The organism is Alcanivorax sp., assembly GCF_002726155.1.
Lineage (GTDB): Bacteria > Pseudomonadota > Gammaproteobacteria > Pseudomonadales > Alcanivoracaceae > Alcanivorax.
Genome location: NZ_PBSH01000022.1, coordinates 26,635 through 47,795, shown reverse-complemented (window position 1 = coordinate 47,795; position 21,161 = coordinate 26,635). Strand labels below are relative to the sequence as shown.

The 21,161-nt window shown below is 53.5% G+C and carries 18 protein-coding genes; 9 read left to right on the top strand and 9 right to left on the bottom strand.

Annotation, left to right across the window (positions count from 1 at the left end; all coding sequences use genetic code 11):
- The coding region (locus CL546_RS06805) for a transposase (protein ID WP_290493828.1) at positions 1-688 on the top strand (688 nt) is incomplete at its 5' end.
- Positions 689-709: 21 nt separating this feature from the next.
- The gene (locus CL546_RS06800) at positions 710-1,255 is read left to right on the top strand and encodes an OmpA family protein (protein WP_290493827.1); all 546 of its coding nucleotides are present in this window, start codon (positions 710-712) and stop codon (positions 1,253-1,255) included.
- Positions 1,256-1,726: 471 nt separating this feature from the next.
- Here CL546_RS06800 and CL546_RS06795 read toward each other — a convergent pair whose 3' ends face one another.
- The gene (locus CL546_RS06795; protein WP_290493826.1) at positions 1,727-2,725 is read right to left on the bottom strand and encodes an AraC family transcriptional regulator; all 999 of its coding nucleotides are present in this window, start codon (positions 2,723-2,725) and stop codon (positions 1,727-1,729) included.
- 199 nt (positions 2,726-2,924) lie between these two features.
- On the opposite strand from CL546_RS06795, the gene CL546_RS06790 reads away from it, so the two are divergent.
- A complete protein-coding gene (locus CL546_RS06790) occupies positions 2,925-4,007 on the top strand; it encodes an OmpA family protein (protein ID WP_290493825.1) in 1,083 nt (360 codons plus the stop codon).
- Positions 4,008-4,021: 14 nt separating this feature from the next.
- Positions 4,022-5,479 carry a thrombospondin type 3 repeat-containing protein gene (locus CL546_RS16545; RefSeq protein ID WP_290493824.1) on the top strand — a complete coding sequence of 486 codons (1,458 nt, stop codon included), beginning with the start codon at positions 4,022-4,024 and terminating at the stop codon, positions 5,477-5,479.
- A 52-nt stretch (positions 5,480-5,531) separates the two neighbouring features.
- On the opposite strand, the gene CL546_RS06780 is transcribed toward CL546_RS16545, so the two are convergent.
- The 7 genes from CL546_RS06780 to CL546_RS06750 form a co-directional block, all read right to left on the bottom strand.
- Positions 5,532-6,539 (bottom strand): AraC family transcriptional regulator, encoded by a 1,008-nt coding sequence (locus CL546_RS06780; RefSeq protein WP_290493823.1) that lies wholly within the window; start codon positions 6,537-6,539, stop codon positions 5,532-5,534.
- A 213-nt stretch (positions 6,540-6,752) separates the two neighbouring features.
- Positions 6,753-8,264 (bottom strand): 4-hydroxyphenylacetate 3-hydroxylase family protein, encoded by a 1,512-nt coding sequence (locus CL546_RS06775; RefSeq protein WP_290493822.1) that lies wholly within the window; start codon positions 8,262-8,264, stop codon positions 6,753-6,755.
- A gap of 387 nt (positions 8,265-8,651) precedes the next feature.
- On the bottom strand, positions 8,652-9,083 hold the full coding sequence (msrB, locus tag CL546_RS06770) for a peptide-methionine (R)-S-oxide reductase MsrB (RefSeq protein ID WP_290493821.1): 432 nt from the start codon (positions 9,081-9,083) through the stop codon (positions 8,652-8,654).
- A 25-nt stretch (positions 9,084-9,108) separates the two neighbouring features.
- Positions 9,109-9,735 (bottom strand): peptide-methionine (S)-S-oxide reductase MsrA, encoded by a 627-nt coding sequence (gene msrA / locus CL546_RS06765; protein ID WP_290493820.1) that lies wholly within the window; start codon positions 9,733-9,735, stop codon positions 9,109-9,111.
- Between the two features lie 87 nt (positions 9,736-9,822).
- The gene (locus tag CL546_RS06760; RefSeq protein WP_290493819.1) at positions 9,823-10,965 is read right to left on the bottom strand and encodes a CaiB/BaiF CoA transferase family protein; all 1,143 of its coding nucleotides are present in this window, start codon (positions 10,963-10,965) and stop codon (positions 9,823-9,825) included.
- Between the two features lie 57 nt (positions 10,966-11,022).
- Complete coding sequence (locus CL546_RS06755) at positions 11,023-11,631, bottom strand: hypothetical protein (RefSeq protein WP_290493818.1); 609 nt, start codon at positions 11,629-11,631, stop codon at positions 11,023-11,025.
- A gap of 149 nt (positions 11,632-11,780) precedes the next feature.
- Positions 11,781-13,793 carry a neutral/alkaline non-lysosomal ceramidase N-terminal domain-containing protein gene (locus CL546_RS06750; protein ID WP_290493817.1) on the bottom strand — a complete coding sequence of 671 codons (2,013 nt, stop codon included), beginning with the start codon at positions 13,791-13,793 and terminating at the stop codon, positions 11,781-11,783.
- A gap of 240 nt (positions 13,794-14,033) precedes the next feature.
- Between CL546_RS06750 and CL546_RS06745 the strand changes: the two genes are divergently transcribed.
- From CL546_RS06745 to CL546_RS06730, 4 genes are all read left to right on the top strand, one after another.
- Positions 14,034-15,128, top strand: coding sequence for an OmpA family protein (locus CL546_RS06745; RefSeq protein ID WP_290493816.1), 1,095 nt, complete (start codon positions 14,034-14,036; stop codon positions 15,126-15,128).
- Between the two features lie 10 nt (positions 15,129-15,138).
- Positions 15,139-16,572 (top strand): thrombospondin type 3 repeat-containing protein, encoded by a 1,434-nt coding sequence (locus CL546_RS06740; RefSeq protein WP_290493815.1) that lies wholly within the window; start codon positions 15,139-15,141, stop codon positions 16,570-16,572.
- Positions 16,573-16,921: 349 nt separating this feature from the next.
- The gene (locus CL546_RS06735; protein WP_290493814.1) at positions 16,922-19,015 is read left to right on the top strand and encodes an MltF family protein; all 2,094 of its coding nucleotides are present in this window, start codon (positions 16,922-16,924) and stop codon (positions 19,013-19,015) included.
- 80 nt (positions 19,016-19,095) lie between these two features.
- Positions 19,096-19,383 (top strand): sll1863 family stress response protein, encoded by a 288-nt coding sequence (locus tag CL546_RS06730; RefSeq protein WP_007150438.1) that lies wholly within the window; start codon positions 19,096-19,098, stop codon positions 19,381-19,383.
- Positions 19,384-19,449: 66 nt separating this feature from the next.
- Here CL546_RS06730 and CL546_RS06725 read toward each other — a convergent pair whose 3' ends face one another.
- Positions 19,450-20,370, bottom strand: coding sequence for an alpha/beta hydrolase (locus CL546_RS06725; RefSeq protein ID WP_290493813.1), 921 nt, complete (start codon positions 20,368-20,370; stop codon positions 19,450-19,452).
- A 70-nt stretch (positions 20,371-20,440) separates the two neighbouring features.
- On the opposite strand from CL546_RS06725, the gene CL546_RS06720 reads away from it, so the two are divergent.
- Positions 20,441-21,076 (top strand): hypothetical protein, encoded by a 636-nt coding sequence (locus tag CL546_RS06720; protein WP_290493812.1) that lies wholly within the window; start codon positions 20,441-20,443, stop codon positions 21,074-21,076.
- The last annotated feature ends 85 nt before the right edge of the window (positions 21,077-21,161 follow it).

Sequence of the window (21,161 nt, the reverse complement as noted above, 5' to 3'; positions counted from 1 at the left end):
GGTCGAGATCGTCAGCATGGACATGTGGAACCCCTACCGGGCAGCGGTCAAGGCTGTGCTGCCCCAGGCCCGTATCGTGGTCGATAAGTTCCATGTGGTTCGCATGGCCAACGATGCCCTAGAGAGAGTGCGCAAGGGCCTCAGAAAGGAGCTGAAACCCTCCCAGAGCCGAACCCTCAAAGGAGACCGGAAAATCCTGCTGAAACGCGCTCACGAAGTCTCAGACCGGGAGCGACTCATCATGGAGACCTGGACAGGCGCATTCCCGCAACTGCTGGCCGCCTACGAGCACAAGGAACGCTTCTACGGCATCTGGAACGCCACCACCCGGCCACAGGCAGAAGCCGCCCTGGATGACTGGATAGCCACCATTCCAAAGGGCCAGAAGGAAGTCTGGAGCGATCTGGTCAGGGCAGTGGGCAACTGGCGCGAAGAGATCATGACCTACTTCGAGACGGACATGCCCGTCACCAACGCTTACACGGAGTCCATCAACCGACTGGCCAAGGACAAGAACCGTGAAGGGCGTGGTTACTCGTTCGAGGTGATGCGGGCACGAATGCTCTACACCACGAAGCACAAGAAGAAGGCCCCGACTGCGAAGGTCTCTCCGTTCTACACCATCGGTTACGGACTGCCGGACTTCGCAGAGGAACTCAACTACGGGGTCAATCTATCAACCATCTGAGGGTGGTATCAGGTTGGTGGGGTGAAGGTGCCCCATCAACCATTAAATCCGTATACCCTTTATAATTTCGGCTCTATGGGCGAATCAACGGACGCAGCGCCCGAGCCGGTAATACAGTCACTATCTGATAGTGACGGTGATGGCTATGATGATGTGGTTGATGCTTGTCCGCATAGTCTGAGATTGGATGTTGATGAAACGGGTTGCTACAGTCAACCAGCCATTGCACATTATCCAGACCCGCTGAATGTGTTTTTCGCATTCGGTTCTGCGCAGCTCAGTAAAGACAATGCTGACGCTATTGATGCTTATATTGCTAACGGAGATTCCCAGAGAATATCTCGCTTGAAAGTGAGGGGTTACACTGACTCTGTGGGTAATGCTGCCTATAACTACAAGCTTTCGGTCATGCGGGCTGCGTCAGTAGCTGACTATATCCGTGAGCGTTTCTCCATTGATGTCAGGTTTATTGATGTTTCTGGGCTTGGAGAGAGTGCGCCAATTTCGTCGAATTTTGATGCGAAAGGGCGCGCGATGAATCGCAGAGTAGAAATTGTCATTGATTGAGGTAAATCAGATTTCTGAGAGCGGTTGCTGATATCTCTGTAAGGTGAATGATTGTGATACTCATTAGCGGAGGTTATTCGACTGTGATTTTGCTGGTTTGAATGATTTGTGTGAAATCAATTTTTCATTCATGAGCAATATCGCGCCTGCTCAAACTATCGGGTAGGCGCCGATATACTTAAAAGTTTTTGGATGAAAGGGGGGGGTGTTTTTATTGCCAGGAATTCAGGAGAGGGTTTTCTTGAATGAAATTATCATTGATCAGGCTTCTAGTATAGAAGAGTTTTGGGGCTTTATTGGGCGGGATTCTGATTTTGTTGTTTCAGTGTGAATTGTACTGAATTTGTTGCTTTTCTTGAGATGCTATAAAAAAATCGCCGTTGTCATATTTATTCGGATGGCGAATTAGGATTGTTGGCATAGGTTTCTCTAAGTTATTAAATGTTGTTTTTGTTATTTCCCGCCATGACGTTAACTTGTTTGCTTTTGAAGGTTTCGGTATTCAACTGGAGATAATCCAGTCCATCGGGTGAAGCTGCGGCTGAAGGCACTGTGCTCTGAATAGCCAAGAAGTAGAGCTATTTCTGTTATTTCTATATCGGTTTCTGATAAGTACTGCTTGGAGAGCGTTTCGCGAATATCATTAACCTGGGACCTGAATGTTGTTCCTTCAGACTTGAGTTTTCTTTGCAGGGTTCTTGCAGTTACATTCATCTTTCTCGCTATCATATCAATGTCCAGGTTTCGTTCGCCAATATTCTTGCTGATTATTTCTCTTAATTTGACAATGGTCGGTAGCGTTTTCTTTCTGGATTTAAGTTGATCATTTCCTGCTCGCTCTAGAATTCTAAGAATATTTCCATCGTATGACTTTATGGGTTCTGAAAGTATTTTTTTGTCCGCTCTAACAATGGTTTCCTCTCTGTCAAACAATACAGGGCAACCAAAGAAGTCTTCATAGGTATTTATGTTTTCAGGTTCTGGGTTAATAAACTGAATTTTAATGGGAGATAGTTCCTCATTGTCGGTCAGGTTTCTAATTGTCTTTACGAGTGTGGCTATAAAAAATTCATCGACTAAAGGTCCGGCCATATATCCATTCTTCCCCCATACCAAGTCAATATATTTTGCTTGCTCCCTTATCTGTAGTGGTGTTGCCATATAGATAAGAGGCGAGTATTTCTTGAATAATTCTAGTGCCTGCTCAAGAGTTTCTGCGGCCATGCTTAGATAGCCCACTATTCCTATATGTTTTGTCTTAACTCTGCTGCCGAGAATTAATCCGATCTCAGGTTCAGATAATAGTAGTGAGCTTCTTTTAAGCATTGACTGCCATTGCTGTATCGAGATTTCCAGGTTTAATTCCGCCAGTTCATTGCGACTGATTCCTAGCGTGGCAGAAGGGTCAGTATTCGATGCTTCTAGAAATTCGATCAAGAGCGGGACAAATGTTCCGGGGATAACGTCCATTGCTTTTTTCCATCCTGGAAAGTTGTGTCGCGAATTGACAAATAGTGTCGTGCAGTGTCAAGCGTTGCCCTGTTGGCATGATTAAAGTTTCAGCTAAGCGGTGCCTGCGATGTTGGCTACACTATAGTTTTGAATTTTATATTTTCAAATATCAACAGATAAATTATTTAAATGAAGTTGCTGACCAAGGAAGTAGCATATGAATGATTTTATCGGACCAAGAGTTGTTCTCTTGGTTTTTGGTTTTTTGTTTGTTTCTGGTGAGGCTCTTGCAGAAACAAACAAAGGTAGGAAGTACATAACGCCTATGTATACCCATCTTTTCCTTGATGAAGAGCGTGGCATATCAGATGACAGTGAGGGGGCTTCTCTGGTTTATGGGCATGGACTAGGAGGAAGGATTTGGTGGGAGACTGAAGCGGACTTTTTCACTCTTGATACTGGCGTGAGTGGCGGATCTGATTATTATCAGTCGGCACTTACTACAGGTCTTGTATATGCATTCGGGGACCGTAAGCGGTTCACCCCATTTCTAATCGCTATGGTGGGTGCAACCTATAATGACGTGATTCCTGACGACAGTGATGGCCTGGATTTTTATGCCAATGCTGGGGTGGGTTTTGTTACGCCGCTTCCGTTCGTGGATTTTAATTTGAGAGCTGATGTCAGGTATAGCTATGACAATATCGGCAGCGTGGCTGCTGGTAATGGTGATATTAAGGATGGTGGCTTTGAAGATGTCCGCGCCAGTGTTGGTATCGAAATTCCATTTGGTGGGCCTTCCGCCAAACCAATCATTGTGGTTGAAGAAAATAATTCTGAACCTGATGACAGTTACTATGTTGATTCCGACGCTGATGGTGTTGTCGATCACTATGATAAGTGCCCTTCAACAATTTCTGGTGCGAAGGTTGATGGCTCCGGCTGTCTGATCCATAACCAAATCATTAGCTTTAGTAATATATTTTTCGAAACAAACTCATCACGTATTTTGAAAGACTCGTATCCGACGCTCAATGTTATTGCTGATTCATTGTCAAATGAGCATGACATCAAGGCGGAAGTGCGTGGTCATACTGATAGCACTGGCAGTGCGAATTACAATATTCGTTTGTCTGAAGAGCGTGCTGAATCAGTGAGGAAATACTTGATATATAAAGGCGTTGATCCTGAAAGGCTAACTTCCTTTGGATTTGGGGAGTCAGTCCCTGTTGCATCGAATAAAACTGAGTCTGGGCGAGCAATGAATCGCCGCGTTGAATTTCAAATCACTTCGCACTAACAAGGATTGGTTAAATGAAAATCAAAAGAGTAAGGAATTTTGGGGCTCTTACCGTAGTATTGTTTTTCTCTTTAGTGCTTGTTGCTTGCGGTGGGGCTAGCAGTGGCTCATCCGCTAGTGGTTCCGCTGGGGATGGCGGAAGTCAGAGCGCGTTGGATTCGGACAATGATGGCACCAGTGACTCTGTTGATAACTGTCCTGATGTGGCGAATTACTCACAATCTGATATTGATTCAGATGGTGTTGGCGACGCTTGCGATAGTGATATTGATGGTGATGGTATCCCAAATAATGAGGATCTCTGCAAGTTTTCTAATGACGCCACCAATGCTGACGATGATGATGATGGTATCGGTAATGCCTGTGATACGGATACCGACCAGGATTCAGATCTGGATGGCCATGACGATGACGTTGATAACTGCCTCGACGTAGCTAACCGAGAGCAGGGCGACATTGATCTGGATAATATCGGCGATGCATGTGATTTCGATGGCGATGATGATGGCTTCGATAATGATCAGGATAACTGCCCCTTTGTTGCCAATTTTGATCAGTTAGACTCCGATAATGATGGGTACGGAGATGCTTGCGAAGGTGATTTCGATGGTGATGGTGCAGAAAATGGCATGGACAATTGCCTTCTTTTTCCAAATCCGGACCAGTCTGACCTCGATGCGGATGGTATCGGTGATGCCTGTGATACAGATGTTGATGGCGATGGTCATGACAACGACTCCGATAATTGCGTGTACATAACCAATGCAGATCAGGCTAACTTGAATGGTGGTATATATGGTGATGCATGCCTGGATGGCGGAACACCTAGCACAGAAGACTCTGATGGTGATGGGGTTATTGATTCAATAGACAACTGTCCTGACGTTGCTAATGCGGATCAGCTTGATTCAGATGGTGATGGCCGAGGCGACTCGTGTGATGCAGATGGCTTCACATGTTCTGATGCTGGTTTGTATCGATCTTTGGACGTGAACAAATACAGTGTTGATGGGCACCCTATCGGAGTTTGTGCTGGCTGTTCTACTGAAAATGATGCTTACGCGTTGGATAATAACGGTGACACATTTGCTGAGTTTCGCGTTGGCGTTAGCCTGGTTTATGGCGGTGCCGTTCTTGAAGTTGATGCAAAGGATAGTTCTATTAACTTTGAGAACGAATCCATCGGATTTGTTGTTTCGGATCCTGCTGCGCCTTTCCTGAATCTTGAGCTGTTAAATTTTATGACTGTAAGGTTTTACGATGATGGCGATCAGGTTGACTCAAAAGTTATTGGTGGTGGCTATCCTGATATAGATCTGCTTGGCCTTGGTTTTAACGAAGCGCCTCGATTTATTCGGATTAGTGATCTTCCTTCTAGCTTTGATTCTGTTCGCTTGGATTACGCAGGGTTCTTTAGCGTCGCGAAGACTTTTAGAATCCATGAGGTATGCACAAATAACTCAGCTTTTTGAAGATTGCCTTTTGTCTCCTGGCATTTGGGGCTGTTTGCGCAGCCCCTCTTTTTTATTTCTGATTCTGAAGTCTGTATCGATGAGGGGTCATGCCTTCTTTTCTTTCAAATTTATCAATAAATTTGTTCGGGTCGTTAATGCCGATCATTTGGCTAATTTCAGATTCGTCCAGATTGGTTTCAAGCAGGCATTTTTTTGCCATGTTGTGCCTGATTTCTCCCACTTCGTTTTTGAAGCTGCTGTTTAGTTCTTTCAAATGTCGCTGAAGGGTTCGTTCACTGACGCCAATCTCAGCCGCGACTTGCTCGATAGAAAGGTTTTGGATCCTCAGTTTTTTAACGATTATTTTTCTCATTTCAGTGGCTGTTTTTGGAGCAGATGGGAGCTCGATGATCATTTTGTCAGCGATGGCTTCAAGCGATTTCAGCATTAATTTGTTGCTAGAAGAGATTGGTTTCGAGAGCGTTTCCAGGTCAGTTTGAATTACCGTTTCACTGCAAGAAAAATGAACAGGGCAACCAAAGTATTCTTCGTAGGGGCTGGTGTCTTCAGGTTTTTCGTAGATGAAACAGACTTTAGTGGGGCACATGCTTTCACCGCATATATTTCGACAGGTCTGTATTAGTGTGGCAAGGGAACATTCATCAACTATCTGCCCTGGCCGCCACATATGCCCATTCCATACTAGCTCAATATGTGGTCCGTGGGCCCTGATGGTCATTGGTGTTACGTCATAGAGAAGTCGCTGGTATTTGTTGAACTCCAGGAGTGCCTGTCCCAGGTTTTCTGAGGAGAAGGTAAGGTAACTCATTATTCCTGTATGTTTTGGCTTGGCAAAGCTTCCCAGGCTAAGCCCGAAGTTTTCGTCCTTCAGTAAGGCGGCAGACGCATACAGCATTTCAGCCCATTCAAGTATGGGGACACCAATTAGCTCTTCAGTCGTCAGGTCTGGTCTTGGTCGCTTCAGAAAGGTGGCAGCATCAATTCCTTTTGCTTCAAGGTATTCAAACAACATTAAAAGCAATGTGTTTGGAACCATGTTGGTCCGATACTGATCCATTAGTGTCTCCTTTCGAGGCAAGCTTTTGCGGTTGCAACCCACGAGCCACTGAGGATATCAAACTTTTTTATAACTTTTTTGAATATTCCATGAGTAAATTGCGATAAATGGTATTTAAAGGTGGTTTGGCAATGATATTTACCTAGTGATAAAAAGAGCGCACACAGGCGGTGTGCGCTCTTTTAGGGCGTTTCCTTTAATTTCGCGCTGAAATCAGGCTTCTTGTTTGATGCCAGCCAGTTTCCGGGCGTGCCATTTTTTCGTTTCCACATCCATCCCTCGCAGGATCTGAATACGCTGGGCCTGGGGGCTGCCGGCGCCGTGCATGGACTCGGTGAGGTAACCCACTGCGTTGCGGCCCAGGGTCATGTTCTCGATGAGCCGCAGAATGCGCATGCGGTCTTCAGTGGGGATGTCTTCGCGGCCCTTGAGGAAGCGGCGAATGATGTCGCCAGCTTCTTCGTTTTCCAGGTCCTGCTCACTGGGCATGGTGACCATGATGCCGCCGGCCAGATCCTGAGCGAGGCGGGATATCTCGTAGGGGAAGCGGGTCACGTTGTGCTTGCACACGTTGGCCAGCATGGTGTCGTTCATGAAGATGCCGCTGGGCATTTGTTTGGCTTCGTGGGAGCTGGCGATGCCGGACGAGTAGATAGTTTCGTTGAGATGGGTCATCTCCACCAGCTTGTCGCGGATGTGACTGACTTTTTCCAGGCCGTTGTATTCCACGATGGACGCGGCTGCGCCGACCATGACATCGCCCAGGCCGGTTTTGCATACATAGCTGGCGCGGTGGTAAGCGGTGAAACGGGTGACCAGTTCCTGGGCGAATTCATATTCGCCGTCCATGAATACGTGCTCGTTGGGAATGAACACATCATCGAAGTACACCAGCACTTCCTGGCCGCCGTACTGCGCGTTGCCCTGGTCGATGTCACCGCCTTCCATGGCGCGGGTGTCGCAGCTTTGCCGACCGTAGATATAGGTAATGCCGGCGGCGTCGCCGGGGATCATGCCGACCACGGCATAGTCCTTGTCGCCTTCGGTCAGGTTCATGGTGGGCAGCACGCAGATCCAGTGCTGGTTCCAGCCGCCGGTCATGTGCGCCTTGACGCCTTTTACGTAGATGCCCTTGTCGGTGCGGCGGGTGACGCGCATGAACATGTCCGGGTCGGCCTGCTCGGCGGGGCGTTTGCTGCGGTCACCTTTCGGGTCGGTCATGCCGGCGGCAATCAGAATGTTCTTGCGCTGGGCTTCTTTGAGAAAGTCCAGATACCGTTGGTGATACTGGGTGCCGTGCTTTTCGTCTATTTCGTAGGTGACGGAGTGCAGCACACTGATGGTATCCAGGCCGGTACAACGCTGGAAACAGGTACCGGTGATCTGGCCCATGCGCCGCTGCATCTTGTTCTTTTTTACCAGATCGCCGGGAGATTCCACGATATGCAGAAAGCGGTTTACCTGAGCGTCGATCAACGGCGACCAAGCGGTGGCCAGTTCCGGATCGTCGATGGCCAGATCGTAGCTGGCGCGCAGGGCATTGATGCTGGGCTTGATGATGGGGTGATCCGCAGGCTCATCGATCAGTTCACCGAACAGAAACAGGCGAGTGCCGCGGTTGCGCAGGCTGGCCAGGTAGTCGTCACCGGTTTTGATGACGGGAATGCGGTCCCAACGGGTCTGGGCGGATTCTTCGCGGGCTGGAGCCGGGGTTGCGGCGTTCATGGTGCCTCCTGGGATCGTGTCGTTCTGCTCTGCGTCATGGGCGACGCGGGAAGCAAAATCATCGGAAATAGGGTGACTTGGGAGTCATCTCCGATGGTAAACAGTGTGTAATCCAAGGCAATGACAGAAAGTGCCGCTGTGCTCTGTGGTCAAGTCAGTGTGGCGCTAAGGGCGGGGAAAATCGCTGCAGGAGGGTCGCTGGCGGGGCGATTAACGCATTAACCGTAGGAGCACCTCTTGAGGTGCGAACCGCCCGTTTTGTGCATTGGCAATCTGAAACCGATCCTTCGTTGAGGCTCAGGTTCGCACCTCGAGAGGTGCTCCTACAGCAGAGCCGACTTGGTTTATCGCGCTGTCAGCAAAGCGCCTACCTATGGCTGGCGTGGATTAGTTCTGGGCCTTGAACACCATGGAGGCAGAGTTCAGGCAGTAGCGTTGACCCGTAGGAGGCGGGCCGTCGGGGAAGACGTGGCCCTGGTGGCTATCGCAGCGGGCGCAGCGGATCTCTATACGGATCATGCCGTGGCTGCTGTCGCGCAGTTCACGAATGTGTTGTGGATCGAAGGGTTCGTAAAAGCTGGGCCAGCCGGTGCCGGACTCAAACTTGGCACTGGATGTGAACAGCGGCAGGTCGCACAGTTTGCAGTGATAGTTGCCGTCATCCTTGTTATCCAGCAGGCCGCCGCAGAACGGGGGTTCGGTACCCTGGTTGAGCAGGATGCGGCGTTCTTCTTCGGTCAGCGATTGTGCGCGGGCCTGTTTCTCTTCTTCGCTCAGGGGCGTCAGGTCGAAGCCGCTGGCGGACAGTGCTTGGGTCATCAGGCACTCCCTTGAGTTTGTTTGGTTAAGGTGTTCGGGTTTTGAGTTTGTCAGGAAAGGCCTGGATCAGCTTTTCCACTTTCGGTTTGGCAATATGGGTAATGTAGCCTTGATTGGGGTTGCGACGGGCGAAATCCTGATGGTAATCCTCAGCGCGATAAAAAGCGTCGAGCGGTTCCACGGTGGTGGCGATGGGAGCAATAAAGGCGCCAGCATTATCCAGCTGCTGGATATATGACTCAGCCACCGCTTTCTCGGTGTCATCATGATAAAAAATGGCGGAGCGGTACTGGGTGCCCCGGTCGTTGCCTTGCCGATCTTTCTGGGTGGGGTCGTGGGCTACGGAGAAGAACACCTTGAGCAGTTCGCCAAAGCTGATTACGGCGCTATCGTATTCTACTTCGATGACTTCCGCATGGCCGGTGGTGCCAGTACAGACGGCTTCGTAATTGGCGCGGGCAGCATGGCCGCCGGCATAACCGGAGACCACGGCGTTCACGCCTTCCAGATTCAGATAGACCGCTTCCACACACCAGAAACAACCGCCGGCAAGAACCGCTTTGGCAATGCCATTGGCGGGCAGGTCGTCAACGGGATCAGGAAAGCGTTCCGGGTGAATGGCCAGGGATGTGCCGGGGATCACTGCGTTCATGGTTCCTCCAATGGGGCATCAACACCTGCCGGACTTGTGGCCAGGCAGGTGTTACAGGTCAATGCGGCCAGTGGGGGCAAGCGGGGGTCAGTCCTGCTTTACAGCACCACTGGCGATCAGGCCATCGATGTCACTGTCACTGAAGCCAGCCTGGCTCAGTACTGCCCGGCTATCTGCCCCCGCAGTGGTGGCGGGTTTTATCTCGCCGGCTGCAGTGCGTGAGAAGCGCGGTGTCGGTGCTGGCTGTGCAGCGCCGTTGACGGTGACAAAGGATTTTCTAGCCATGTTATGGGGGTGTGAGGGCGCTTCTTCAAGGCTGAGAACCGGTGCAAAACAGACATCGGTGCCTTCCATCAGCGCGGACCACTCGTCCCGTGTCTTTTGTTTGATGACGGCGGCGAGCTTTTGTTTCATTTCCGGCCACTTGGGCGGGTTGATCTGATGTCCAAAGTCCTCGGCGGACAGCTCGGCCAGTTGGCACAGCTGGGCATAGAACTGGGGTTCGATGCTGCCGATGGAAACGTATTTGCCGTCGGCGGTTTCATACACTTCATAGAAGTGTGCGCCGGAGTCGAGCATGTGAGTGCCACGATTGTCGGTGAACATACCCTGGGATTTTAGCCCGTAGAACATGGCCATGAGGGCGGCGGAACCTTCTACCATGGAAGAGTCGACCACCTGGCCTTTGCCGCTGCGTTGGGCTTCCAGTGCAGCACAGACCATACCGAAGGCGAGCATCATGCCACCGCCACCGAAGTCGCCGACCAGGTTAAGCGGGATGGCGGGTTTTTCACCTTCACGGCCCATGGCATGCAAGGCGCCGGACAGGGAGATGTAGTTCATGTCGTGACCGGCGGCCTGGGCCAGTGGCCCGGTCTGGCCCCAGCCGGTCATGCGGCCGTAGACCAGTTTCGGGTTGCGGGCCAGGCATTGCTCCGGGCCCACGCCCAGGCGTTCAGTGACGCCGGGGCGAAAGCCCTCGAACAGGCCATCGGCGGTTTCACAGAGCTTCAGAACGGTTTCGATGCCTTCGGCGCTTTTCAGGTCCACGGCCAGGTTCTGGCGATTGCGGAAAAGGACGGTGTGGCCGATGGCGGAATGCGGGTTACCGCCGGGGCGGTCGATGCGGATAACGGTGGCACCCATGTCGGCAAGCATCATGCCGCAGAAGGGGCCGGGGCCAATGCCGGCCAGTTCGATGAAGGTCAGTCCGTTAAGTGGGCCTGTCATAATGTTGATGTCCGTTGTCAGAGTCCGTTTTACCGTTCCCTGACGGACATTGACCGGTCAGGGAATCAGGGTTTGTTCACGCAAGCTGCGACGCAGGGCCGAGCACTGGCTTTTGGCGATGGCAACGGCGTTGCTGGCTTCGTGGGTGGTGGCGATACCGGTCCAGAGCGGTTTGCCGTTGGCATTGATCAGCTCTGCGCCATGCTGCCGCAGGGCGTCGGGGACCTCGTCTTTGGCCAGTTCACCGCCAATCCCGACTTGCCAGGTTGGCTGCACGTCGCCAGCAGATTGTTCCATGGGGTTGAGCTGGTTGCCGGCTGCCGGCGGTGCGGCCGCATCTATCAGCAGGTGGGTCAGCTCGACGACCAGAATCCGCTCTACATCGTTTTCTTGCGCCCAGTCGAGGATGCGTTCTTTTCCGCCCTCATACCATAACGGTAATTCCTGATGGCTGAGCAAAACGGTCAACGAATCACTTGAAAATATATCCCTGCAGGTTAATTCCCAGGTTTCGCGGATGTTGCCTTCCGGGGTGTGGGCGACCAGCAGCAGGGTACCTTGCGGCGGGTGGCTGCCCTCGTCGGTGAAGCGGGTGGTCACGTCCGTAGTGCTGGCGCAGCCGGCAACGAGCAGGGCGGGTAACAGGTATCGAAAAAGCGGTCGCATGGAAATCTCCGGCGGCAAGAGCGGTGCCTTCAATGGCGTGCCCCCAGTGTAACAGCGCCACGCAGGCGCCACATCAACTGGTGCACAATCTCTTGTGTTCTGGCGGGCGTTTAACTGCCCGTTTTTAACCGCTCACTTTTAACCGCCAATTAGGGAATCGCGGGGGAGTGCTGCGCCGGAGCTGCGGCCGGGTCGGCTGAAAAAGCAAAACGACAGCCTGTTTGTGGCTGCCCGGGAGCGGGATACCAGCGCACCTCGTATTTGTCCTGGCTGTTTTGTTGTTCCTGCCATTGCAGTTGCAACGCGGCGCCGTCATCAGTGGCTGCGAGCTGCCCCCGGCAGTCAATAGCAAGCTCCAGCGTGTCGAGCGCCAGCTGTTCGGCGGGGGCGGCCAGCAGGGACATGCGCCAGTAAGGGCCGGTGGTGGGGTCGCCGGGCTCGAGGGCCGGATGACCTTGCCACTGGACAGCCGTGGGAGAGACCGGGGCTGCCGTTTGCTGTGCTTCTGGAAAGTACTGATGCGAAAGCAGGGAGAAGGTCTGCTTGCGGGGGATGTCGTTAATGTCCCCGGTTCGTTGCAGGTCGCGGCTCAGCTCGCTGCTCTGGGCAATCAGAAAATCCAGCGTATGGGGCCCATAGAGCGTGTGGCCACCTTCGTAGTATTGCCGCTGGTATTCCTCGGGGGTGACGGCATAGCCGAAATAGCCGTTGGCCAGGCTGGAGACTTCTACTTTCCAATGGGTGTCGGCGGGCAAGGTATCGGTAACCGCATTGCGCAGGCGATTGCCGCTTTCCAGGGTGATTTCCCAGGGCAGCGGCACGATGACCAGATCGTTGATCCGTACGATCTGGAACAAGGCCTGATGGGGGAAGCGTTCCGCGGGTAACAGCAGTTGCAACTTGGACAGCATCCACTGCTTTACGCCCTGGCAGTTGTCGGTGAAAAAGCGTCGAGGCCAGTCTTCCTTGAGAAAGGGCAAGTAGGAAATAGGAAACACTTCATCGCCATTGGCGGCCCCCGCGACGGCGGCCCCGGCAATGGCACGCTCACAGAGCCCGAAGCGCCCTGTGTCGATCTGGTCCAGCAGGTTCAGTTGGCGGCTGGCGACGGCGGTGTCCAGTTTGTTAGTGAGCTGCCCATCCAGTGAGTGAAACAATTGGATGGCGTGTTCGCCCAGGGCCATGCCGATACGCTGCGCTTCCAGGTCGCCACGCTGGTCTGTGTGCCAGGCCGGATTATTGTCGGCGTGGGTGGCCTGGGCGGCGCCATGGATAAAGCCGGGGGCTGTGCCTGCAAGTTCGTCTTCCAGAGTGCCACTGATCCAGTGCCAGACGTCGGCGTGGTAAGGACGGGTAAAGGGGGGAATGGCGGTGCCATGAATGGAGTACAGGCTAAGCGCACCGGCAGGAACAAAGCGGTCACCTTGCTTTTGGTCGATGCGTAGCAGGGTCATGGTGGGGTTGACCGCCATCATCGGGTCGTCATCCAGGTGCTGGCCGTCAGGGAAATTGTTCGCCCAGGCGCCGATGGAACGGTTACGGGTATAGCCCCGGATGTCGCTTTGGCCGACGGCGAAGCGGGCCTCCTGCCGGGATGTATAAGCCGCGATTACCGCGTCGGCAATCTGTTCGCTCAGGTATTCAAATAAGGCAGGGTCGAAACCGGGTTTGTTGCTGCCAAAGACATTATAGAAGTCACTGCCCAGATACTGCCCCGGGCCGGAATGGGTATGAGTCACCAGTAAGGACAAGGCGTGGGCGGGTACATCGGTTTTCTCTGCGATGCGCTCTGCCACGCGATGGTGAAGGGGCAGGGAGCCGGTGCCCAGGTCCAGTTGCACAATGGCCATGGGCGTCTGCCCGGGAGCATGCAGATAAAACGCTCGCGCTTTCAGGCGGGTGCGAAAGCCGTCAGCAACCTTGGCCCAGGCGGAATAGCCAAACTTGGGCATTCCTGTTGGCGGCGTAATGTCCCGTTCGGCAATACCCGCCACAGCAGTGTTGGCCCGGTTGGGCGCAAGCGGTTCGTTAAGGTGGATATCGACCTGCTGGCGAGGGAAAAACAGAAACGGCCAGGCGGTATGAGTCAGGGCGGCGATAACAATGAGAGCGACAATGGCAACCAGCCAGCGGCGCATGCGGCGTGAGCGTGTGGGTTTCATAATCCGGCTTTTCTTGTAATTTGCACCAAAGTACCAACTTGGTGCCATTGGTGCAAACGGGTGCATTTTGTTGCTGAACGGGCGTGAAGGATACGAAAAGATACGCTTAGATACAGAAAGCAGGAACATGAACGGGTTCACAACAATATTCCAACGCAACGGCACCGGACGCCTATTTTTTTTTCTTTCCCCACCTATTCCAATGGTTGCACAGATCATTCATACCCAAGGGGGGTAGTCATGAAAGGAAGCACGCGTATATCCATGCTGGCAGCGAGTGTCGCGTTAGCGACGCAAGCGATTGCCGCAGAGGACATGAAAGAGCCCAACACGCGGCAGTATGTCGCGCCTATGCTGCACTATCTGGTACTGGACGAAGATCGGGACCTGTCTCGCAAGGGGCTGGGTGCTGGTTTGGTCTATGGCCGTGAATTATCCGAACATTGGTGGTGGGAGACCGAAGGTGCCGGGTATGGCCTGGATTCCGGGGTCGAAGGCGCTGCTGATTATTACCAGTACACGGTAAGCACCGGTGTGGCCTATGCCTTTGGCGACCGCGAAGGGTTTACGCCTTTCGTACTGGCCCAGATCGGCGGCATCTACAACGATGTAGTGCCAGACGATGATGATGGCTTTGATTTGCACGCCAATGTGGGGTTGGGTGCGGTTACCGGTCCTATTTTTGATAACGGCCTGAAGTTGCGCGCTGAAGCCCGTTATATGTATGACGATTTCGACGGTATTACCGGTACGGTGTCTGAAGATGAAGGCGGGTTTAACGACTGGCGCTTCTCTCTGGGCCTGGAAGTGCCTCTCGGTCAGACCAAGATCGTCGAAGTGGAAAAAATTGTCTACGAAACTCGTGAAGTCGAGAAAGTTGTGGAAGTAGCCGCTGCCGACAGTGATGGCGACGGCATTCCGGACAACCGTGACAAGTGCCCGAACACCATTGCCGGGGGCAAGGTGGATGGCGATGGCTGTCTATTGACCAACCAGACCATTACCTTCAATAACATTGGCTTCGAGCTTAATTCTGCCAAGCTCACCGCAACCTCCCGTCCGCTAGTGGACCGTCTTGTCAAAGCGTTGAAATCTCAGACTAACTTTGATGTTGAGATTGCGGGCCACACGGATAGCACCGGTAGCGCTGCATACAACGAAACCCTTTCCGATGAGCGTGCCAAGGCCGTACGTCAATACCTGATTGATAACGGCGTAGCAGCTGAGCGTCTTACCGCTCGTGGTTATGGTGAAGTCGTTCCGGTCGCCAGTAATGAGACCTCATCTGGCCGTGCCATGAACCGTCGCGTTGAATTCCGCGTTAGCGAGCAGTAGGAGAATAGACATGAATATGTATATGAAACCGTTTTTTGTAATCATGCTGACTGCTTTGCTGGGTCTGGGATTGGCCGGTTGTGAAGCTGATGGTGATGGCAGCAGTGGCGGCGGTAACACGCCGGTTGGTAATAATGCTGACCAGGATAATGATGGTGTGCCCGATAACGTGGACAACTGTCCCGCCAACCCCAATGCCATGCAGGAAGATCAGGATGGTGATGGCATCGGCGATGTATGTGATGACGACCGTGATGGTGATGGGGAAGACAACCCCACTGATAACTGTCCGCTGGTAGCCAATCCGACTCAGGATGACAGCGATGGCGATGGTATCGGCGATGCCTGTGATCAGGACAATGATCAGGACAACGACGGTATCGACGATGGGGTAGATAACTGTCCTGCCATCTTCAATCCGGAACAGGGTGATGTGGATAACGATGGTATCGGTGATGTCTGTGATGACGATGCGGATGGCGATGGTGTGGATAACACCAATGACAACTGTGTGTTCACGGCAAACGCGGATCAGAAAGACACGGATACCGATGGTATTGGTGACGTCTGCGAAGACGACCGTGACGGTGACACCATCCTTGATACCAATGACAACTGCCTGAACATTCCTAACACCGACCAGGCTGACCTGGATGTGGATGGCATTGGTGATGTTTGTGATGACGATCGTGATGGTGACGGCGTGGATAACGATACCGATAACTGCCCACTGGCGGCCAATGCGGACCAGGCAGACAGCGACGGTGATGGCATCGGTGACGTTTGTGATGGCGGCGGCGGTGATCCCACTGACACCGATGGTGATGGTGTTCCCGATGCCACTGACAACTGCCCTCTGATTGCCAATGCGGATCAGGCTGACGGCGATGGCGATGGTAAAGGCGACGTCTGTGACGACGATGGCTTCACTTGCTCCGCTACCACCACTTATCAGCAGTTGGCCAATACCGATTACACGGCAGACAGCGGCGTGCTGGGCGTGTGCCTGGGTTGCTCCGTGGATGACGAGGGCCAGGCAATTGACGGAAATAACGCCACCTTCGCACAGATCAATATCGGCGCGGCTTTGATCTACGGTGGCGGGTTTGTGGCTGCGGACGCCATTGACCAGTCCGTGGATATTGCAGACAGCGTTGTTGGCTTTGTGGTCAGCGACCCAAGCTCCCAGCTGCTCAATCTGGAACTGCTGGGCAACTTCACCACCATTCGTTTCTTTAATGACGGCGTGGAAGTGGATAGCGCTACTGTAGGTGGCGGCTTGCTGGATCTGGACTTGCTGGGCTTGGGTGCCAATTCGGATCAGCGCTTCATCGCTGCCCCGGCCTCTAGCCAGCCGTTCGATTCCATTCAGCTGGACTATGCTGGCCTGGTGAATGCCAACAAAGCGTTCCGTGTTCACGATGTTTGTGTCGGTACGCCCTGATCGGCAAAGCAGGGAAATAAGGAAAGGACCTTCGGGTCGCCGCCCCGAACGATAGCAATAGCGTTTCGGGGCACGTGAAAGGCCTGAATCAAACCGGTTGCAATGATTCTGAGAAGAATACGTTGTCACAGGGGAGGTTCAGGCCTTTTTTCGTTCCGGGCGCAGGCCTTTTCAGAGGCTCTCTGATCGTCTCGAGCACAAATAGCGTACTGGTTAACCGCTTTTGGTACGTATATCAGCAAACGCCGTTTTCGGAGATAAGTACGGATCACCTAAAAAGTATCGCCTGATGGGCATAGGCTGGTACCCTGAGCTAAGAAATAAACACTAGAACGGAAAGGGGGCGCCCATGCGAACAGGCATATTCATCCTCATATGTCTCGGTTTCACGCTGCTGGCCGGCTGTGACAAGGAGCCGGAGGTGGGGGAGGTCGTCAGCACCTTTGAGAACTACCAGGAAACCGGTGATTTGCCTGCGCTGAAGGAGCGGGGGTTCGTTCGGTTATTGGCCCCCCGGTTTGACGAGCCCTCAGGCCTGCCCCGCGATGGCATCCCGGCCAGCGAATACCAGCAGCAAGCGGAAGAGTTTGTTGAGCACCTGGGACTGGAGCCGCGCTGGGTGTATGCCGACAATTTTGGTGAGCTGAGCACTCTCATCAATCAGGGCATGGCCGATATCATCATCACCAACTATTCGGTGACCAAAGAGCGCCAGAAAAGCCTCGCATTTTCCACCCCTGTAAACGCTGTACAGGAGCGCATGGTGGTGCCGCGGGCACTGGCGGACCTGCCGCTAACGGAGATGGGAGAGGTGACGCTGTCGGTACCGGAAGGGTCCGCCTATCAGGAAACCGCCATCAAACTGGCCAAGCGCCACGACAACATCAGCCTGGAAGTGCTGGAAAGCAATGTTTCGGATGAGGAATTGGTCAACGGCGTGGCCAACGGTGAGCTGGCGGCAAGTATCGTCGACAGCAACATGCTCGATGCGCTGCTTGAAGAGGACGGGGAGGCTGTAGCGGGGCCAGTGGCCAACCGCAAGCGTCGCATCGCTTGGGCTGTGCGCCCGGATAGCAGTGAATTGCTGGATCAGATCAACCAGTACATTACCAGCGAGCGGGTCATTACCTCCGTGGACAGTGAGGAAGAGCGTGACTGGGCTGAGATTCGTGAAAAAGGGGTGTTGCGAGTCATCACCTCCAATAACCCGGCCAGCTATTTTATGTGGCGAGGGGAGCTGATGGGGTTTGATTACGACCTGATCAAGGACTTTGCCAAGCAGCATCGTTTGCGTGTCCGGGTTGTTGTGCACGATACCCCGTCCTCCATGTTTGCGGCCCTAGAAGCGGGGGAAGGGGATGTCATCGCCGCTTCCATGACCGTCACGGCAGAGCGGCAGAGCGCAGGCTGGTCCTTCAGTGAGCGTTATCTGGAAGTGAATGAGCAGCTCATCGGCGAGGCGGGGGACACACCGTTGGAGACCGTTGAGGAACTGGCAGGACGCACGGTGGCGGTGAACCCGGAAACCGCCTATTACGATACGCTCAAAGCGTTGCAAGAGGCGGGGGGCACGTTCGAAATTCTGGAAGTGGAAAACGCCAGTACGGAAATGTTGATCGATGGCGTGGCCAACGGCGATTACGACCTGACCATGGCCGATAGCCATCTGGCTGCCATGGAATCCACCTACAGGGATGACATTGCTGTGTTGTTCCAGTTCGAGCCAGCAAAAGAGATTGCCTGGGTCACCCGGGAACCCCAACAGGCACTGCGCGAGCAGCTCAATAGCTATATAAAACGGGGTTATCGTGGGTTGTTTTACAACGTGACCTACAACCGCTATTTCAAGGAAAAGAAAACCATTGCGACCCATGAGGCCTATCGGGTGGAAGCGGGTCGGGATATTTCGCCCTACGATGAGCTGGTGCGTGGCGAGTCGCTCAAGTATGGCCTGGACTGGCGCCTGATTACCTCACAGATGTACCAGGAAAGCCGCTTTAATCCGAACGCCCGCTCTTTTGCCGGAGCTCAGGGACTGCTGCAAGTGATGCCCCGTACCGGCCGGCAATTTGGTTACAGTAATCTGACTAACCCGAAGAATGGCGTGGAAGCGGGGCTGGCTTATATCGACTGGCTGGAGCAGCGCTTTCCCGCGCGCCTGGACCTGGCGGAAAAACTGTACTTTACGCTGGCCGCGTACAATGCCGGCCATGGTCATGTGGAAGATGCCCGGCGCCTGGCGCAGCGCCTTGGTAAGGATCCGGACAAGTGGTTTGGCCATGTGGAGGAGGCCATGCTGCTCTTGTCCAAGCCCCAATATGCTCGCCAGGCCCGCTATGGGTATGTGCGCGGCTCAGAGCCAGTCAAATACGTGCGGGAAATCAAGAACCGCTATTTGGGCTATGTCGCCGCGCTGGGTGAGCAGGAGCAGTCTCAGCTTTAACCGGAATTTTACAACCCGGTCATGGAAAAGCCGGAAATGGGCCCCATTGTCTGGGGTACCACTCATTGAAGGAGATTGTGATGGATCGCAACACTTTCATCGAAAAGGTAAAAGGCAAGCTGGACGAGCTGGATAATGAATTCGACCAGCTGCAAGTCAAAGCGGACAAAGCAGGTGAGGATGTCCGCCATCAGTGGGAAACCCGCAAGCTGGAATTGAAAGAGAAGCGCAAAGAGCTGTCCGCACAGCTGGACGAAGTGCGCAACGACAGCAATTCGCGCTGGGAAGACGTCAAAGACAGCGTGGAAAAAACCTGGGATAGCACCCTGGATGGGCTGAAGGACATCAAGAACAGCCTGTTCAAGTAGCGCCAGGCGTTTGAAAAAAACCGGGCTTTTTGCCCGGTTTTTTTATGTCGCACGTGACCCGGTTTTTCAGAGACTTCCCAACCACTCGGTGATTGCCTGGTGCACTTCGTCACGGCAGTGATCGTTGAGAATTTCATGTCGACCTTGCGGCCAGAAGTGCGTGGTCAGCGGTTGTTCCATGGCATGAAGTACCTTCTCCAGGGCCATCATGCCTTTGCCGTTGTCGCTCATGGGATCCTGTTCACCGCCTAACAACAGCACAGGCAGGTTTTCCGGCAGCTCGGACAAGCCTGAAATGCTCTGGATGCGACGCATGGCGGTAACCAGCTGCACCCAGGTTTCGGTACTGCAATCGAACCCGCACAGCGGATCATTGATATAACGTTTCACTTCTTCGGCATCGTTGCTCAGCCAGTCGAAATCGGTGGCGGGTTCCGGTACCTGGGTGGCCCAGGCACCAAAGGTGAGCTTGCGTATCAGCGGGCTGGGGTTGCGTTTGCCCCGACGCATGCGCTCGAAGAGGATGGGCAGAGACATCAAGCGGTAGTAGGCACCAGGATGATAACTGCTGGCACACAACACCAGGCCGGCCAGGGCATCACCGTGTTGCTCTGCTGCGCCCAGTGCAATAAAGGAACCCATGCTGTGGCCGCCCAGCACGAGCGGTAACCGCGGGTGTTGCTCTTTGGCCAGATGAATGACGCTGGCGGCGTCATTGACCAAATGTTGCCAGCCGTGCTGATCACCAACGTGGCCCGCGGGGCAGGCCTCGTTGATACTGTCACCATGACCGCGATGGTCCGGGCAATACAGGTGCCAACCGGCAGCATTCAAGGTACGGGCCAGATTCTGGTAACGTGAGCCGTGTTCGGACATACCGTGCAGCCAGATTACCGTGCCCTTGGCCGCTGCCGCTTCGCAGGGCCAGTGGTGGATGGCGACGACATGGTTATCATCCGTGGTGTGATGGATCATCTGTTCGGTCATAATAGTCTCCGGCTGCGCAAAACGTGCGTCATTGCCGAGGCAAGGTCAAGAAACTCAATGAGGAAGAGAGATGATAGCAAGAATAAAAGGTCTCCTGATGGTTTTCGTGGTGGCGGTGCTGGCGACGGCCTGTACGGCCCATAACACCATGGTTAGCAGTTCCGCCCGGGCCAAGGATCACCAGGCCGGTGAGCATGTTAACAAGGTCATGGTGGTAGCCGTGGTTAATGACAAGCAGGCACGGGACTCGCTGGAGTCCAATGTTGTGGCCGCTTTGAAAGCGCAGGGCGTGGAAGCAACGGCATCCGCACCAGTATTGGGTGACCGTTACAGTGAAGGGAAGAGCCGCAAGCAAATGGCCGCCGATATCGCCTCGAAAGGTTATGAAGCGGCACTGGTAATCAGCGTCATCGATATCAAGGAAGAAATGCACTACACCCAGGGTGGCACTAATTTTGCGCCAGACATCGCGGTGTCCGGTGCCATGGGCCAGACCTATTACGTGCGTCAGAATGCTACCTACGAACCTGGCTATTTCAGTAATGACAAGAAGTACTTCCTGGAGTCCAATCTGTACCGGCTCCAGCCGGAAGGGCTACTATGGAGAGCCAAATCCACCACGGTAAACCCCAGTGACCTGCAGGCAGGGACCAGCGGTGTGGCCGATGCTGTTGTGGACCGGATGGCCAAGGATGACATGATTTAACCTCTGGCCTGGGCCGTTCACCGGGAGCCTTGGGCTCCCGGTTTTGTTTGTGATGCGCGACCTATCTTTAACCCGATTGAATGAA

Bases quoted from the DNA above. Each gene is read 5' to 3' on its own strand.
- CL546_RS06795 (WP_290493826.1), bottom strand. From the start codon at position 2,725: ATGGACGTTATCCCCGGAACATTTGTCCCGCTCTTGATCGAATTTCTA.
- CL546_RS06790 (WP_290493825.1), top strand. From the start codon at position 2,925: ATGAATGATTTTATCGGACCAAGAGTTGTTCTCTTGGTTTTTGGTTTT.
- CL546_RS16545 (WP_290493824.1), top strand. From the start codon at position 4,022: ATGAAAATCAAAAGAGTAAGGAATTTTGGGGCTCTTACCGTAGTATTG.
- CL546_RS06780 (WP_290493823.1), bottom strand. From the start codon at position 6,539: ATGGATCAGTATCGGACCAACATGGTTCCAAACACATTGCTTTTAATG.
- CL546_RS06775 (WP_290493822.1), bottom strand. From the start codon at position 8,264: ATGAACGCCGCAACCCCGGCTCCAGCCCGCGAAGAATCCGCCCAGACC.
- msrB (WP_290493821.1), bottom strand. From the start codon at position 9,083: ATGACCCAAGCACTGTCCGCCAGCGGCTTCGACCTGACGCCCCTGAGC.
- msrA (WP_290493820.1), bottom strand. From the start codon at position 9,735: ATGAACGCAGTGATCCCCGGCACATCCCTGGCCATTCACCCGGAACGC.
- CL546_RS06760 (WP_290493819.1), bottom strand. From the start codon at position 10,965: ATGACAGGCCCACTTAACGGACTGACCTTCATCGAACTGGCCGGCATT.
- CL546_RS06755 (WP_290493818.1), bottom strand. From the start codon at position 11,631: ATGCGACCGCTTTTTCGATACCTGTTACCCGCCCTGCTCGTTGCCGGC.
- CL546_RS06750 (WP_290493817.1), bottom strand. From the start codon at position 13,793: ATGAAACCCACACGCTCACGCCGCATGCGCCGCTGGCTGGTTGCCATT.
- CL546_RS06745 (WP_290493816.1), top strand. From the start codon at position 14,034: ATGAAAGGAAGCACGCGTATATCCATGCTGGCAGCGAGTGTCGCGTTA.
- CL546_RS06740 (WP_290493815.1), top strand. From the start codon at position 15,139: ATGAATATGTATATGAAACCGTTTTTTGTAATCATGCTGACTGCTTTG.
- CL546_RS06735 (WP_290493814.1), top strand. From the start codon at position 16,922: ATGCGAACAGGCATATTCATCCTCATATGTCTCGGTTTCACGCTGCTG.
- CL546_RS06730 (WP_007150438.1), top strand. From the start codon at position 19,096: ATGGATCGCAACACTTTCATCGAAAAGGTAAAAGGCAAGCTGGACGAG.
- CL546_RS06725 (WP_290493813.1), bottom strand. From the start codon at position 20,370: ATGACCGAACAGATGATCCATCACACCACGGATGATAACCATGTCGTC.
- CL546_RS06720 (WP_290493812.1), top strand. From the start codon at position 20,441: ATGATAGCAAGAATAAAAGGTCTCCTGATGGTTTTCGTGGTGGCGGTG.